The organism is Sunxiuqinia sp. sy24 (assembly GCF_052677165.1).
On the sequence record NZ_JBQYLH010000027.1, the window covers coordinates 1 to 14,064 of the forward strand.

Consider the following 14,064-nt stretch of genomic DNA (forward strand, 5'->3'; position numbering starts at 1 on the left):
GGTGCCACCTGGAATCGAACCAGGGACACACGGATTTTCAGTCCGTTGCTCTACCAACTGAGCTATGGCACCGTTGTCTTTAGCGATGGCAAATATACGGCGAAATATTTAACTTCAAAACATTTTTTTGCTCTCTGAGAATAAAAAAATGGCAGCTATAGCAGAACCTTTTCTTTTTCATGGATTTATCAATTGAAAATTCATTTACGTTTTCTACTTTTGCACTCCAATTTAAGAGAACGTGAAAATAAATACCCACATATTAAGCAATGGAATCCGGTTAATTCATCAAGAGGTGGAATCACCGGCTGCCCATTTCGGCATCATTTTAAATACCGGCTCGAGGGACGAAGCTCCGTCAGAGCAGGGAATAGCTCATTTTATTGAACATGTTATTTTCAAAGGAACGAAAAAGCGTAAAGCCTATCATATTATAAGTCGGATTGAGGATGTTGGCGGCGAAATTAATGCCTACACTTCAAAAGAGGAGACGGCTGTGTATGCTTCTTTTTTGAATGAATATTACGATCGGAACATGGAGCTGATCAGTGATATTCTGATTAACAGTACTTTTCCGGTCAGAGAGTTGGAACGGGAAAAAGAGGTTGTTTTGGAAGAGATCAATTCGTATAAGGACAGCCCATCAGAATTGATTTTTGATGACTTTGATGAGCTCATGTTTGATGGTCATCCCATTGCCCGGAATATTTTGGGAACGCCGGAGCATGTGAAGGCATTTTCCCGCGACGATATTTTTCGGTTTCTACAGAATAATTATCATACCGATCAGATGGTTCTTAGTTCGGTGGGGAATATCTCGTTTGCGCGGTTTTTAAGCATGGCCGAAAAGTATTTTGCTCCTATCCCAAGCCGCCTACGATCTAATAAGCGACTTCTTTTTAATCATTATACACCAGCAACGCGACATGTTAAGCGCGATACTTTTCAAACACACTGTGTGATTGGTAATATTGCCTACAATGCGCAGGACAAGAAGCGCATGGGCATGGTGCTGCTAAACAATATTTTGGGAGGTCAGTCGATGAATTCTCGTTTAAACCTGGCTTTGCGCGAACGTAATGGAATGGCCTATAATGTGGAGTCAGGCTATACGGCATACTCGGATACCGGGCAGTTTAATGTTTATTTTGGAACTGAACACGACAACCTCGACCGGGCGTTGAATTTGGTGAATAAAGAGTTTCGCTTACTCAAAAACAAACCGTTGGGTGTGTTGCAATTGAGTAAAGCCAAAAAGCAACTGATAGGGCAGATTGCCTTGTCTAGTGAAAATCGCGATGACCTGATGCTTACGTTGGGGAAAAGCTTTTTGCTCTATAACAAGGTGGATAGTTTGCCTCAGATTTATCAGAAAATTGAAGCCATTACCGGAAGCCAACTGATGGAAATTGCCAATGAAATTTTTGACGAGCGGCAGTTGAGTATTTTAACTTACGAATAGATGGAACAGACACACGAGCTGGAGAAATATATTCTGGCGCATATTGACGAAGAGGACTCGGTATTAAAAGAGTTGGAGCGCGAAACGTTTTTAAGAGTGCTACATCCACGGATGCTCTCAGGACATGCTCAGGGCACTATTCTGACGATGATAAGTCAGATGGTGTGCCCCAATCGAATTCTTGAAATTGGTACTTATACCGGCTATTCGGCTATTTGTTTGGCTAAAGGATTGGCCGATGGCGGACTGTTGCACACCATTGAAATTAATGATGAGCTGGAAACGATGGCTCACTCGTATTTTGTGAAGGCTGGTATTCAGCATCAGGTTCGTCAGCATATTGGCGATGCACGGTCCATTATTCCGAGCTTGGATGAGCCGTTTGAGCTTGTCTTTATTGATGGCGACAAGCGTGAATATGCCAGTTATTTGGACCTGGTGATTGATCGGGTGCCTTCCGGAGGAATTCTGATTGCCGATAATATTTTATGGAGTGGCAAGGTGGTGGAGGCGCTGGATGCGAAGGATGAACAAACGCAGGGGATTCTGGCCTTCAATCAAAAAATAAAGGATGATCCACGGGTGAGTCAAACCATTTTGCCTTTTCGCGACGGGCTGATGCTGATTCGAAAAAAATGAGGTGTTGGTAATTTTTACCTCCGCTGCCGGATTTCGCTTTCAAATGTAAGTCTGCATGTTTCTGTGTCCTTTGTGCTTTAGCTCGAAGGGGAAGGAAATGATTGAATTCAATTGCAATTAACAGCCTTTGACCTTTTTAGTTGCTGCAACAAGCGGAATCGCTTTTCAGTTAAATTTATATCGAAAGGGGGTCCTTTAAAGAGCGCAGCATAGCAGGAGAAGGCCGCTAAAGCCCACTCCTTTTTTGTTGGGAAATAGATTACCCTCAATTTCTAGGTCAGAGAGCGAAGTCCCTGAATAAAGTTCTTTTTTGCTTTGGCTGATTTTACGTTGGCTCCCGGGCCGCTAATGCAACCCCCTTCGCATGCCATCACCTCGTAAAATTGTGCTGAATTCTTGCCTTTTTCCAACATTTTAATTTGTCGGATGGCCGCTTTGTCGATGCCATCAATTTGCTCGAATGTGAAGTTTTCTACCTTTTTTTCGGCCAATACAGCATTCAGAACGCCACCACTCTTTGCAAATCCACGCGATTCAGGCGTGTAGCTCTCCAGTTGAATAGCTTCCATTTTGTCGGGTTCAATACCCATTCCTTCCATAATGGCATCCAGCTCTTCAAAACTCAATACAAAATCAACCGAGCCCAAGTCCCGTGCTTCTTTTCGTTTGGCAACACAGGGACCTACAAAAACCAGTTTGGCATCGGGGTACTTTTCGCGAAGTTCTTCGGCGGTGTAGGCCATTGGTGATGGGGTGTGCGATACGTTAGACTGCAGTCCGGGCGCATGTTTGCGTACTGCTTCAACATAGGAGGGACAGCAGGAGGTGGTCATGAACGGAGCGTTTTGCCCGAGTTTTTCCTTGAGCTCCTCGGCTTCGTGGCGGGCTGTTTTTTCGGCTCCACGAGCCACTTCAACCACTTCGGTAAAGCCAATTTCTTCGATGGCCGCCAACACTTTTCCGGGAGCTTCCTGGTACTGGGCCAGAATAGCTGGAGCGATCATGGCAATGACTTGCTGCTTTTGCTCAATACTTTTCAGGACATCGACAATGGCCGACAATTCGAAAATGGCACCAAAAGGACAGGCGGTGATACATTTTCCGCAGTAGATACACTTGTCTTCATTGATTTCTTCCACGCCCTGCTCATTTTTACTGATGGCACCTACCGGGCAAGCTTCTTCGCACGGAATGGGGATGTAAACAATGGCATGGTAGGGGCAGGCTTTCTGGCATAGTCCGCAGTTGACACAGTCATCAACTTTAATTTCGGTCTGTCCTGAGGGGGTAAAACGGATGGCATTTTTTGGGCAATTCATTACACAGGGGCTGGCCACACATCCGCGACACAGGTTGGTGACCACGTAGTTGGCTTGCACGCAGGAGGTGCAGGCTTCGTCAACAACTGTTAAGATCTGATCGGATAAAGTGTTGCGTTGAAGAGCTTTTTCTGCGTAATTGTGTAGTGGAACCAGGTCGATGTCATCTTCGGGAACTTCAAAACCCAATAGCGGAAGCATTTTGTAGCGGGTGATCACCCGTTCCTTGTAGATGCAGCAACGGCCGCGGGCTTCCCGGCTTTTGGGATAGAGCTCTACCGGCAAGCTATCGATTTTTGTACTTAGGTTACCTTCCTGAAACAGTCTGACCAATCTGGCTATCAGCTCGTGCCGAATGATCATCACATTGTTTAGATATGCCATTTTTTGCCTTGTTTTTTCTGGCGGCAAATGTACGTATTTTTTATGCTGAATAACATGAAAAGCAATTATATATCCTCATTTAAAAGGAAATTAACACAGTGTCAATATAGCCTCTGAATATAGTCTTCGAGCCGATGTTGTTTGACCTTACTGGGATTAAGGTAAGGGTAAATCAGAGCATACTGGAAGATTATGGTTTTTGATCTTTTTTCAGGTAGAACGGCTTGAAAATCTGATTTGAATTATTTGATGAAGCTCTTGCCCTTTATTCCTTAAACTCCCATTTTAATCAAGAGACAAACAAACTCTATCTGTTTGCGATAGACAATCGCCTGCGGTTAGTTATATTTGTATTCTTACAAAAGCGTCAAGAGGCTATTGCAAGGCGTTTAATTTAAACTTTAAAGTTGACCCAGATACCTGCCAGTTATGAATAAAGAATCGAAAGGGGAGAAGCAGTCAGAAGAGTCGAGTGCCCGATTAGAGCTTGAGCAAAAGTTACGTTTAAGTGCCATCGGTCAGGCTGTTGTGAAACAAATTGAGGGGAACTCGAAGCTGGCTTCACTGCTGAAAAGTATCGCTAATGAAATTGTCAAGGGAGCATCGCCGGAGGTAATTTCTGTTTCTATAAGCTACAACAATCAGGAGTTTGTGAGCCGTGGGTTTAAGCATTCCGCTGTTGTTTTGCGCAGTTTAATTGAAACTTCCGAACAGCCGGAAGGGGTCATCGAGATTTTTTTCAACACGGACTTAATTCAATCTGAGAATTTTGAAGCTTACCTGGCGGTTAAGGAGCAATTGCCTTATTGGCGTACCATTATTGGAGGAGCAATAGCGAATATTCGACTCAGGGAGCTTAATCATCTTCATACGGAGCGACAAAAGGAACTGACAGGGATTGACAAAGCCAACGAAATTTTAGCACACAGCCATTCGCTTGCCGAAGGATTGTCGGAGCTATGTCAGTATCTACCCAATACGTGTCAACATCCTAAATATGCGCGGGCTCGAATTGTGTTAGATAATCAGGTGTATGTTAGCGATCGGTTTAAAGAAAGCCAGTGGCACATCAGTCAGTCTTTTGAAACACCCGATAAAAAGCAGGGGCAGATTGAGCTTTTCTATGTGAGAAAACTTGCAGGCGAAGACGGTAGCCCTTTTCTGTCTGAAGAACAGCGCTTCTTGAAAAGTTTAAGCTCGCTGGTGTCGGGAGCGGTTAGTAAGTATTCGTTAGAATCTCTTTTGGTTGAAAATGGGGAACGACTGAAAGAACTGAAGGGGATAAACAAAACGGCTGAAATTTTGAAGCGTAGCCGAAAATTGGAAGAGAGTTTGTCCCGGATTTGTGCGGTTTTGCCAGCTTCTTTTCAATACCCGGATGACACGGTTGTTCGAATAAATTATGGCGGGAAAAGCTATGAGAGTTTGGGCTTTAAAGAAACACCCTGGAAGATCAAGCAATTTTTTCAAACCGATACAAGTAAAAAAGGGAGTATTGAAGTTTTTTACACCAAAGCGTTTCCCGATTTGGATGAAGGTCCTTTTCTGAAAGAAGAGCGCGAGTTGTTGAATAATCTGGCTGAGCTAATTGCAGGGCGAGCCGTGAAAAATATGCTTAACCGGCTTCTGCATGCCAATACTGAGAGGTTGAAGGAGCTGCAGGCCATTAATCAAACCTCGAAAATCATTGAGGAAAGCAACAGCGTTTATGAAACGTTGCAGCGTATTTGTAATATTTTGCCGCAGTCGTGGCAATACCCTAAATATACTGCTTGCCGTATCCGGTTTGGACGCGACGAGTACGTCAGCCCTAATTTTGAAGAGTCTCCCTGGGTGCAAAAGGATCAGTTGATGACGGTTGATAACAAAAAGGGAAGCATCGAAATTTTTTACCTGAAAGACTTTCCGGAAGCCGACGAAGGGCCATTCTTGCGTGAAGAACGGGACCTCATTCGAAACATTTGCCAGATGGTGAATGGCTATCTGAATGGGTATAAGGGTTTTGAGATTATTAGCAATAAAGGCGTGGTTATCACCAACCCACATCGATCGGAAGAGTTTCGGAAATCACTGGTTCGGAACAAGAAGCCCCTTCAGCTATACTTCAACCAGCAGTCGCTCGAGAAGTATGTGTATTTGGATATGATGAAGTATAAAGTGAAGCATATTTTATTTGTTTCAACCTTGTACGATGCCTTTATGCTGGAAAGTGAGGATTCCTTTTTTGAGAAATTCATGGGTGAAATTTATCAGTACAGTCTCTTTTCGCTTCCCCGTATTACCGGTGTTTCATCTGCCGAGGAAGCGCTTGAGTTATTGGAAACCACGAATTTCGATTTGGTTATTTTGATGGCGGGGCTCGACCGTAAAGCTCCTATTGAGTTGAGCGAACAGATTCGCGAGCAGCACAAAACAATCCCGATTTACCTGCTGGTTAATAAGAAGAGTGACCTCAATTATTTTGAAAAACTGCTTCCTACCATCGGCTCGGTCGATCAGTTGTTTGTTTGGAACGGCGATTCGCTCATCTTGTTTGCGATTGTTAAGTCGATCGAGGATCGGGTGAATGTGGAAAATGATACCCGGGTGGGCTTGGTGCGCGTGATTTTGGTGATTGAGGATTCACCGCTTTACTATTCGAAATACTTACAGTTTTTATACTCCATTATTTTTGATCAGGTACAGCAGATTTTACCAGAGGTGGAGAAAAATGAGCTGGACAAAATTGGGCGTATGCGTTCGCGGCCCAAAGTTTTGCTGGCTAAAAACTACGAAGAGGCCACAGCGATTTTTAATAAATACAAAGACTTTATCTTGTGCGTTATTAGCGACATGGAATTTGAGCGCGGTGGGAAGATAGATAAAAAGGCCGGGGTCGATTTTATTCAATACGCCAAGTCCAATATTCATAAGCTTCCGGTGATTCTGCAATCGTCAGAGGTCAGCAATCGGAGGTATGCTAAAAAGCTGGATGTCATGTTTCTGGATAAAAATTCGGAGACCTTGATTCAGGATTTAAAGCACTTTTTGAAGAACTACCTGGGTTTTGGCAATTTTGTTTTCCTGAATGCAAAAGATGAGAAAATAGCCGTTGCCCGATCACTGCGTGAGTTTGAAACCATGCTTCGAAAAATTCCTGATGAGTCGTTTTACCTGCATGCGCTCGAGAATAACTTCTCTCTTTGGTTAATGGCGCGTGGCGAAATCCAATTGGCAAAAACCTTGAACCCCGTTCCGGTGAACTCGATGGAGAACGTCGGCGAATCACGTAAGTTCTTTCTCGAAACCATCACCCGGTATAAAGAGGAGAAAAAGAAGGGTCGCATTATGGGCTTTGACGAGACCGCCACGCTTGATGAACGGAATATCGTGTCGTTTTGCAGTGGATCTCTCGGAGGAAAAGGGCGTGGTCTGGCCTTTATTAATGTGCTGATTTATAATTATGATTTCTCGGCACTGGCTTCGCAAATCAATATTTCAACTCCCATTACGGTTATTGTGGGGACTACTGAATTTCAGAACTTCATTAGCCGGAACAACCTAAGGGAGGTCATTTCAAATCCTGAGATTAGCTATAAGGAGCTTCGGGAGCATTTTTATGAAGCTAATTTGTCCAGCTCGTTGATGCGCAAGTTGAAAATATATGTCAATCAGATTGATAAGCCGGTGGCTGTTCGGTCGTCCAGTACTTCGGAGGACTCTATTACGCATCCATTTTCGGGTGTTTTTGACACTTATATTATCCCGAATTGTAAGCAGAATAAGCGTAAGGTTGCTGAGCATTTGGCGAATGCGATCAAGATGGTTTATGCCTCGATATACTCTGATGGCGCCCGAACCTATTTTGAAGCGATTCAGCATCGGGTCGAAGATGAGCAAATGGCCATTGTGTTGCAGGAAGTTGTTGGCGATTTCCATGGCGATCATTACTATCCGCATATCAGTGGAGTGGCCCAGTCATTCAATTATTATCCGGTTGCTGATATGAAGCCGGAAGAAGGCTTTGCTGTTGCCGCACTCGGCTTGGGCACCTACGTGGTCAGTGGCTGGAAATCGTACCGTTTCTCACCCGTCTACCCCAAAGTTTCGGTGTACAACATTAAAGATTTGCTGAACAGTACGCAGGTCAAGTTTTATGCTCTAAACTGCTCAAACCTCGATCTCGACTTGCTGAATAAAGGCGAGCTGGCAGCACTCGACTTACTCGATATTGAAGAAGCCGAAAAGCACGGCACCCTGAAGCATTGTGTGTCAGTTTACAATCCGGATAACGATACCGTTGAGCCAGGATTGGATACGTATGGGCCGCGAGTGGTGAATTTTGCCAACATTTTGCAGTACGAATACATTCCGCTGGCCAAAACAATCGATACGATATTGCATGCTGTTGAGGGGGCTTTTGGCTCGCCCGTTGAAATTGAATATGCTGTCGATCTGACTCCCGGAAAGCATGGACTGCCGACATTCTACTTGTTGCAAATTAAACCGTTGCTGGCGAGTATCGAGTCTCACTATTTCGACTTTAACGCGATTGAACCGGGGAAAATGCTTTTGCGCTCGGGCATGAGTCTGGGGAATGGCGAAATCAGTAAGATTACGGATGTGATCTATGTTCCGCCCGAAAAGTTTAGCAAGCTGAAAACCATGGAGATGGCTGCTGAAATTGAAGCGCTGAACAACTTGATGGTGAAAGAGAAACGGAAATATATTCTGATTGGCCCCGGAAGGTGGGGAACCCGCGACCAGTTTTTAGGTATTCCGGTCAATTGGGCACAAATCTCCAATGCGAAGGTGATTGTGGAAACCAGCCTCGAAAATTTTCCGCTCGATTCATCTTTGGGATCGCATTTTTTTCATAATGTGACCTCTATGAATATTGGCTATTTCTCTGTAATCCATAATTCATCCAGCGATGTTATTCGCTGGGATATGCTTCAGGATCAGACGATGATTGCTGAAACGACTTATTTCAAGCATGTTCGTTTTGACAGCCCTTTACGGGTGGTAATGAATGGGAAAACAAAAACTGCAGCGGTTATTATTTCATGATTAATATAGGAATTTACGACGAGCATCATTTGATGGGCCAGGGGCTGAAGCTGTTGCTAGAGCGCGTGCCTGAGTTTGAAATTTTGTTTTGTGCCGACCATAAGGATCAGTTGATGACCTTGGCTCAGAATAGGAGTTTGAATATTCTGATTCTCTCCATTCATGATACCAGCGTTCGAACCATGAATCTCATTATTCGGCTATCGCTGCTCAACCCTAAGGCTCGTCTGCTGATTCTTTCATTCGACAGCAGCGAAGAGACGATTGTTAAAATTGTGAAGTCGAAGGCTAAAGGCATTTTGGGGCACGATGCATCGCAAAAGGAACTGATTGAAGCCATTTGTACCCTGCGGAATGGTTTCGATTATTTTAATCGCTCAATCAACCAAATGGTACTCAATCAGTATATCGATAAGCTGGATGTACCCGAAGAACAGACCGAAGGGCTAAATAGTTTGAGTGAGCGGCAGATTGAAGTGCTCAAGCTTTGGGGACGAAGCTATTCAAACCAGGAAATTGCTGATGAATTATGCATCAGCGTGCGGACGGTTGATGCACATAAAAACCACATCATGCAAAAGCTGCAACTCAAAAGCACCGTCGAGCTGGTTAAGTTCTCCATCAAGAATAACATCATCGAAATTTAAGCCATAAGTTTGCTGACACATAAGGCGTAGAAAAGGCCTTTAGGTAAAATACCTAATCTGAATTCAGAATTCTTCGATTGCTCCTTTCTGTGTTACATTTGTGGAGGGCATTTCGCTTTAGGCTATCATACTGCTACATTTATCCCATCCGGAATGCCTTTGAGACAAAGAAAAAAACTAAAAAATAGATAATTATGGCTGATCTTTTAAATGTAAAAGTTGATGACTTGATGGCAAAGGTAATTGCCAAAAATCCAAATGAATCGGAGTTTCACCAAGCAGTGCAGGAAGTTGCTATTTCCTTGATGCCCTTTATTAATGAAAACCCCAAGTACCTTAAGAATAAAGTATTGGAGCGCATGGTTGAGCCCGAGCGTGTGATCATTTTTAGAGTGCCTTGGATTGATGATAAAGGTGATGTTCAGGTGAATCGTGGTTACCGGATTGAGATGAGTAGTGTGATTGGACCTTACAAAGGCGGATTGCGTTTTCACCCAACGGTTAACTTGGGTATCCTGAAGTTTTTGGCTTTTGAGCAAGTCTTCAAAAACAGCCTGACAACATTGCCTATGGGTGGCGGAAAAGGTGGTTCTGATTTCGATCCTAAAGGAAAATCAGATAATGAAGTGATGCGTTTTTGCCAGAGCTTTATGACTGAGTTACAACGTCACATTGGACCAAATACCGACGTTCCTGCCGGTGATATTGGTGTTGGTGGTAGAGAAATTGGCTACATGTTTGGTCAGTACAAGCGTATTCGCAACGAATTTACTGGAGTTTTAACGGGAAAAGGGATTGAGTATTCAGGAAGCGTGATTCGTCCGGAAGCTACTGGTTACGGAACCGTTTACTTTTCGCAGGAAATGCTTAAACTGAAAAATGATAGCTTGGCCGGAAAAACGGTTGTCATTTCTGGTTCAGGTAATGTTGCTCAGTATGCCACTGAAAAAGTGATTGAATTGGGCGGGAAAGTGGTCACCTTATCCGACTCTTCTGGTTTTATTTATGACAAAAACGGAATCGATCGCGAAAAACTGGATTACGTCATGCACTTGAAAAACATTCGTCGCGGAAGGATTAAAGAATATGCTGATAAATTTGATGCTGAATACTTCGAAGGTAAAACACCATGGGGAATCACCTGCGATGTAGCCTTGCCTTGTGCCACTCAGAATGAGCTGAATGAAGATGACGCCAAGACTTTGGTGAAAAACGGTTGTGCCTTGGTTGCTGAAGGAGCCAACATGCCTTCAACCAATGAAGCGATTGATGTATTCCTGGAAGCCAAGATTCTTTATGCTCCCGGAAAAGCAGCTAACGCCGGAGGTGTTGCCGTGTCTGGATTGGAAATGACTCAGAACTCCATGCGTTTGCCGTGGACAAGAGAAGAAGTTGATGAGCGCTTGCAGCAAATCATGATTAACATTCATGCAACTTGTGTGAAATATGGTCGCGAAGATGAAAACTACGTAAACTATCCTAAGGGAGCAAACATTGGTGGCTTTATCAAAGTGGCCGATGCAATGATCGCTCAGGGCGTAGTCTAAGCACTTATTCTTTCCGGAAGGCTTTGCTTGGAGTAAAGCCTTTTGAACAGGAAAAATAGATCAGATAACCGTGCAGTTCAGCTTGATTGGTTTGAAACCAAGGGCTTGGATTGTGCGGTTATCTTGTTTTTGCAGAAACGAGGAGTTGCGATCTAAGGTGTCAAGAATGATGGGAAACTGGAAATTGAATAAAAGTCAGCTTATTTCTGCCTTGGAGTCGCTATTTTTGGCTACTGAGTAAAAATAGCCGGCATTGACCGGCCACATACCGATAATCAAAGTACTATGAAACAAACTGGATTTTTATTGATTTTAATGATGTTCGCCCAATATGTACTAGGGCAAAATAGCGTTGCGCTGAAAAACTGGGAGTTGGCAACTCTCCCGCAGGTGCAGCTGCCTGCTTTTGCCGATGTGCCCAATGTGGATGGCAATAAATTTGAAAAGAGTGACTTGCTAAAGCAGCTCCAACCATCTTTTGATCGTGCCGATTACCAATGGGAAACCATCGAACTTGCGAATGATAGTTTGATTCAGAAAACAAGCGCTAAGGAACTGGTGTTGCTTTCGGGGTATTTGTCGGTCGACCGGTGGACCAAAGGTTCGCTGACTATTAGCCTGAATGCGGTGGCCGAAATTTACGTGGATGGCGACTTGCAAAAAACACAACAGGAAGATAAACTGGCTGATAATAAAATCGAGCTTAAGCTTCAGGCCGGTAAACACGAGGTGATGCTAAAAGTGATTGCGCCGGCAGAGCCTCTCAAATTGGACGCTGAGTTTGTGGCGGATGAAGAGTTTGAAAATACGCAGGTTGACTGGAGTTTAAGTGCAGACCGTTTTCTTACAATTCACGATGTGTTGGATGGTGAAGATATTTCGTCGGCATCGGTTTCTCCTTCCGGGAAATATGTTTTAATCAGCTATTCCGAAGTGGTTCGGGGTAGCGGTAAAAGTAAATCGTGGAAAGAGGTGTATGACTTGGAGCAAAAGAAAAATGTGTTAGTTCTGCGTAATGCCGGAATCTCTCAGATAAAATGGTTGCCCGTGTCCGATCGCCTCAGTTATATTCTTCGTTTTGAAGAAAAAGCAGAACTGTTTGTTTACGACTTGCTTTCAGGATTAGAAAAATCAGTTGCTCAAAATATGGACGATTTTTCGGGCTATCGTTGGGCCGAAACAGAAGATTTTGTGATTTATACCCGCTCGGTTAAAGCCGACAAACCTGGTGATCTGAAGCGGATTTTTGGAAACGATGACCGCCTGCCTTACTTCCGTAGCCGTTCGTACCTGAATAAAATTGATGTTGCTACCGGAACTATTTTCCCGCTGACTGCCGGAAACCTGACTTCCAGTTTACACGATATTCACTTCGATGGAACGAAAATCCTTTTTTCAACCCGGAAAATGGATTACGCTGAAGTGCCTTTCTCCAAGCAAAACTTGTTTGAAATGGATTTGGCAAGCTTGGAATTAGATACCATTTGGAAAGATAAACTGTATGGAGGTTCCTGCCAGTATTCGCCGGATGGCAAGTACCTGCTGGTGCAGGGCGGTCCGGAATGTTTTGGCGATTTAGGAGTGAATGTGAGTGATGACCGGATCCCGAACAGTTACGATTCGCAGTTGTTTCTGTACAACCTTCAGTCCGGAGAGGTCGATCCAATTACCCGGAAGTTTAACCCGGCTGTTGCCGGAGCTCACTGGGGAAGCAATGATCGGATTTATATTTCGGCCGTAGAAAAAAGCTATAAGTTTTTGTACACTTATGATTTAGCGGGCAAGAAATACCAAAAGATAGATTTACCGGTGGATGTGTTGGGGAGTATTGATTATGCGCATAAGAAACCGGTAGCGGTGTTTACCGGAAGCAGCCAAACAACGCCTGAACAGTTGTATGTGCTCAACTTGAAAAAAGAGGACAGCAAATTGCTCCGTTTTCCTAAAGAAAAGCAGTTGGCAGATGTTCAGTTTGGACAAACAACCGATTGGAACTTCACCAACAAAAAAGGAACAACAATTTACGGGCGTGTTTATTATCCGCCCAACTATGACGCGGATAAAAAGTATCCGGTTATTGTCAATTTTTATGGAGGCACATCGCCAACCAGCCGAACCTTTGGCGGACGCTATCCTAAAAATATATGGGCAGCTGCCGGCTATCTGGTTTATGTGATGCAGCCTAGTGGCGCCACTGGTTTCGGGCAAGATTTTTCAGCCTTGCATGTGAATGGCTGGGGGGCTGAAGCGATCGATGACATTATTGAAGGTACGGAAAAGTTTTTGGCCGCGCATCCGGATGCTGACAGTGAAAATGTGGGTTGTATTGGTGCTTCCTATGGCGGATTTACCACCATGTTACTGCAAACCCGCACCTCGTTGTTTAAAACGGCTATTTCGCATGCCGGAATCAGCTCCATTACCAGCTACTGGGGCGAAGGTTACTGGGGTTATTCCTATAATGCCGGGGCTGCAAAAAACAGCTATCCGTGGAGTCGGAAAGATATTTTTGTGGAAAACAGTCCGCTGTACAATGCCGATAAATTCAGTAACTCCATTTTGTTGCTTCACGGAACAGCCGATACGAATGTGCCGGTGGGCGAAAGCTTGCAGTATTATGCCGCCCTTAAATTACTTGGGAAAGATGTGGAGATGGTTTTGGTTGATGGCGAGGATCACTGGATCATTGATTACAACAAGCGATTGAAGTGGCACCAGACGATCATGTCCTGGTTCGACCTGAGATTGAAAAATCAAGCCCAGCAATGGGAGGATCTGTATCCTGATAAAAACTTATAGATAGCCGTTTTAGGCGAATATTGAAGGCGAATGGAAACACTTGTTTTTAACTGTTTTTCATTCGCCTTCAATATTCGCAACGGTAGTTCGTTTGGGTTGGTTTTCTGAGCGCTTTTAACTCAGAGGAGCAACTTTTTTCGGTAAATCAAGCTGTGGTTTCACCAACATGCGAATCAAATCTCTGTTCGGTGAGTAGAGAAGGTGAAGAGAAGAAAATC

Annotated in this window: 7 protein-coding genes and 1 tRNA gene; 6 read left to right on the forward strand and 2 right to left on the reverse strand. The window is 44.0% G+C overall.

All coding sequences use genetic code 11. From position 1 onward, the window contains the following. Positions 1-72: transfer RNA gene (locus ACUNWA_RS18080), tRNA-Phe, on the reverse strand. 169 nt (positions 73-241) lie between these two features. Between ACUNWA_RS18080 and ACUNWA_RS18085 the strand changes: the two genes are divergently transcribed. Together ACUNWA_RS18085 and ACUNWA_RS18090 are read left to right on the forward strand one after the other, a co-directional pair. Continuing rightward, complete coding sequence (locus ACUNWA_RS18085) at positions 242-1,462, forward strand: M16 family metallopeptidase (RefSeq protein ID WP_445593333.1); 1,221 nt, start codon at positions 242-244, stop codon at positions 1,460-1,462. Next, entirely contained in the window at positions 1,463-2,101 is a 639-nt protein-coding gene (locus tag ACUNWA_RS18090; protein WP_445593334.1) for an O-methyltransferase, read from the forward strand. Between the two features lie 272 nt (positions 2,102-2,373). Here the strand turns inward: ACUNWA_RS18090 and ACUNWA_RS18095 are convergent, their stop codons facing one another. Then, positions 2,374-3,804, reverse strand: coding sequence for a monomeric [FeFe] hydrogenase (locus ACUNWA_RS18095; protein ID WP_445593335.1), 1,431 nt, complete (start codon positions 3,802-3,804; stop codon positions 2,374-2,376). Positions 3,805-4,233: 429 nt separating this feature from the next. Between ACUNWA_RS18095 and ACUNWA_RS18100 the strand changes: the two genes are divergently transcribed. From ACUNWA_RS18100 to ACUNWA_RS18115, 4 genes are all read left to right on the forward strand, one after another. Next, positions 4,234-8,853, forward strand: a complete 4,620-nt coding sequence (locus ACUNWA_RS18100; RefSeq protein WP_445593336.1) for a PEP/pyruvate-binding domain-containing protein — start codon at positions 4,234-4,236, stop codon at positions 8,851-8,853. Beyond that, positions 8,850-9,500, forward strand: coding sequence for a LuxR C-terminal-related transcriptional regulator (locus tag ACUNWA_RS18105; protein ID WP_445593337.1), 651 nt, complete (start codon positions 8,850-8,852; stop codon positions 9,498-9,500). The genes ACUNWA_RS18100 and ACUNWA_RS18105 overlap by 4 nt, the downstream gene beginning before the upstream one ends. A 194-nt stretch (positions 9,501-9,694) precedes the next feature. After that, positions 9,695-11,047, forward strand: a complete 1,353-nt coding sequence (gdhA, locus tag ACUNWA_RS18110) for an NADP-specific glutamate dehydrogenase (protein WP_445593338.1) — start codon at positions 9,695-9,697, stop codon at positions 11,045-11,047. A gap of 285 nt (positions 11,048-11,332) precedes the next feature. Beyond that, positions 11,333-13,846 carry a prolyl oligopeptidase family serine peptidase gene (locus ACUNWA_RS18115; protein WP_445593339.1) on the forward strand — a complete coding sequence of 838 codons (2,514 nt, stop codon included), beginning with the start codon at positions 11,333-11,335 and terminating at the stop codon, positions 13,844-13,846. The last annotated feature ends 218 nt before the right edge of the window (positions 13,847-14,064 follow it).

Bases quoted from the DNA above. Each gene is read 5' to 3' on its own strand.
- ACUNWA_RS18090 (WP_445593334.1), top strand. From the start codon at position 1,463: ATGGAACAGACACACGAGCTGGAGAAATATATTCTGGCGCATATTGAC.
- ACUNWA_RS18095 (WP_445593335.1), bottom strand. From the start codon at position 3,804: ATGGCATATCTAAACAATGTGATGATCATTCGGCACGAGCTGATAGCC.
- ACUNWA_RS18100 (WP_445593336.1), top strand. From the start codon at position 4,234: ATGAATAAAGAATCGAAAGGGGAGAAGCAGTCAGAAGAGTCGAGTGCC.
- ACUNWA_RS18105 (WP_445593337.1), top strand. From the start codon at position 8,850: ATGATTAATATAGGAATTTACGACGAGCATCATTTGATGGGCCAGGGG.
- gdhA (WP_445593338.1), top strand. From the start codon at position 9,695: ATGGCTGATCTTTTAAATGTAAAAGTTGATGACTTGATGGCAAAGGTA.
- ACUNWA_RS18115 (WP_445593339.1), top strand. From the start codon at position 11,333: ATGAAACAAACTGGATTTTTATTGATTTTAATGATGTTCGCCCAATAT.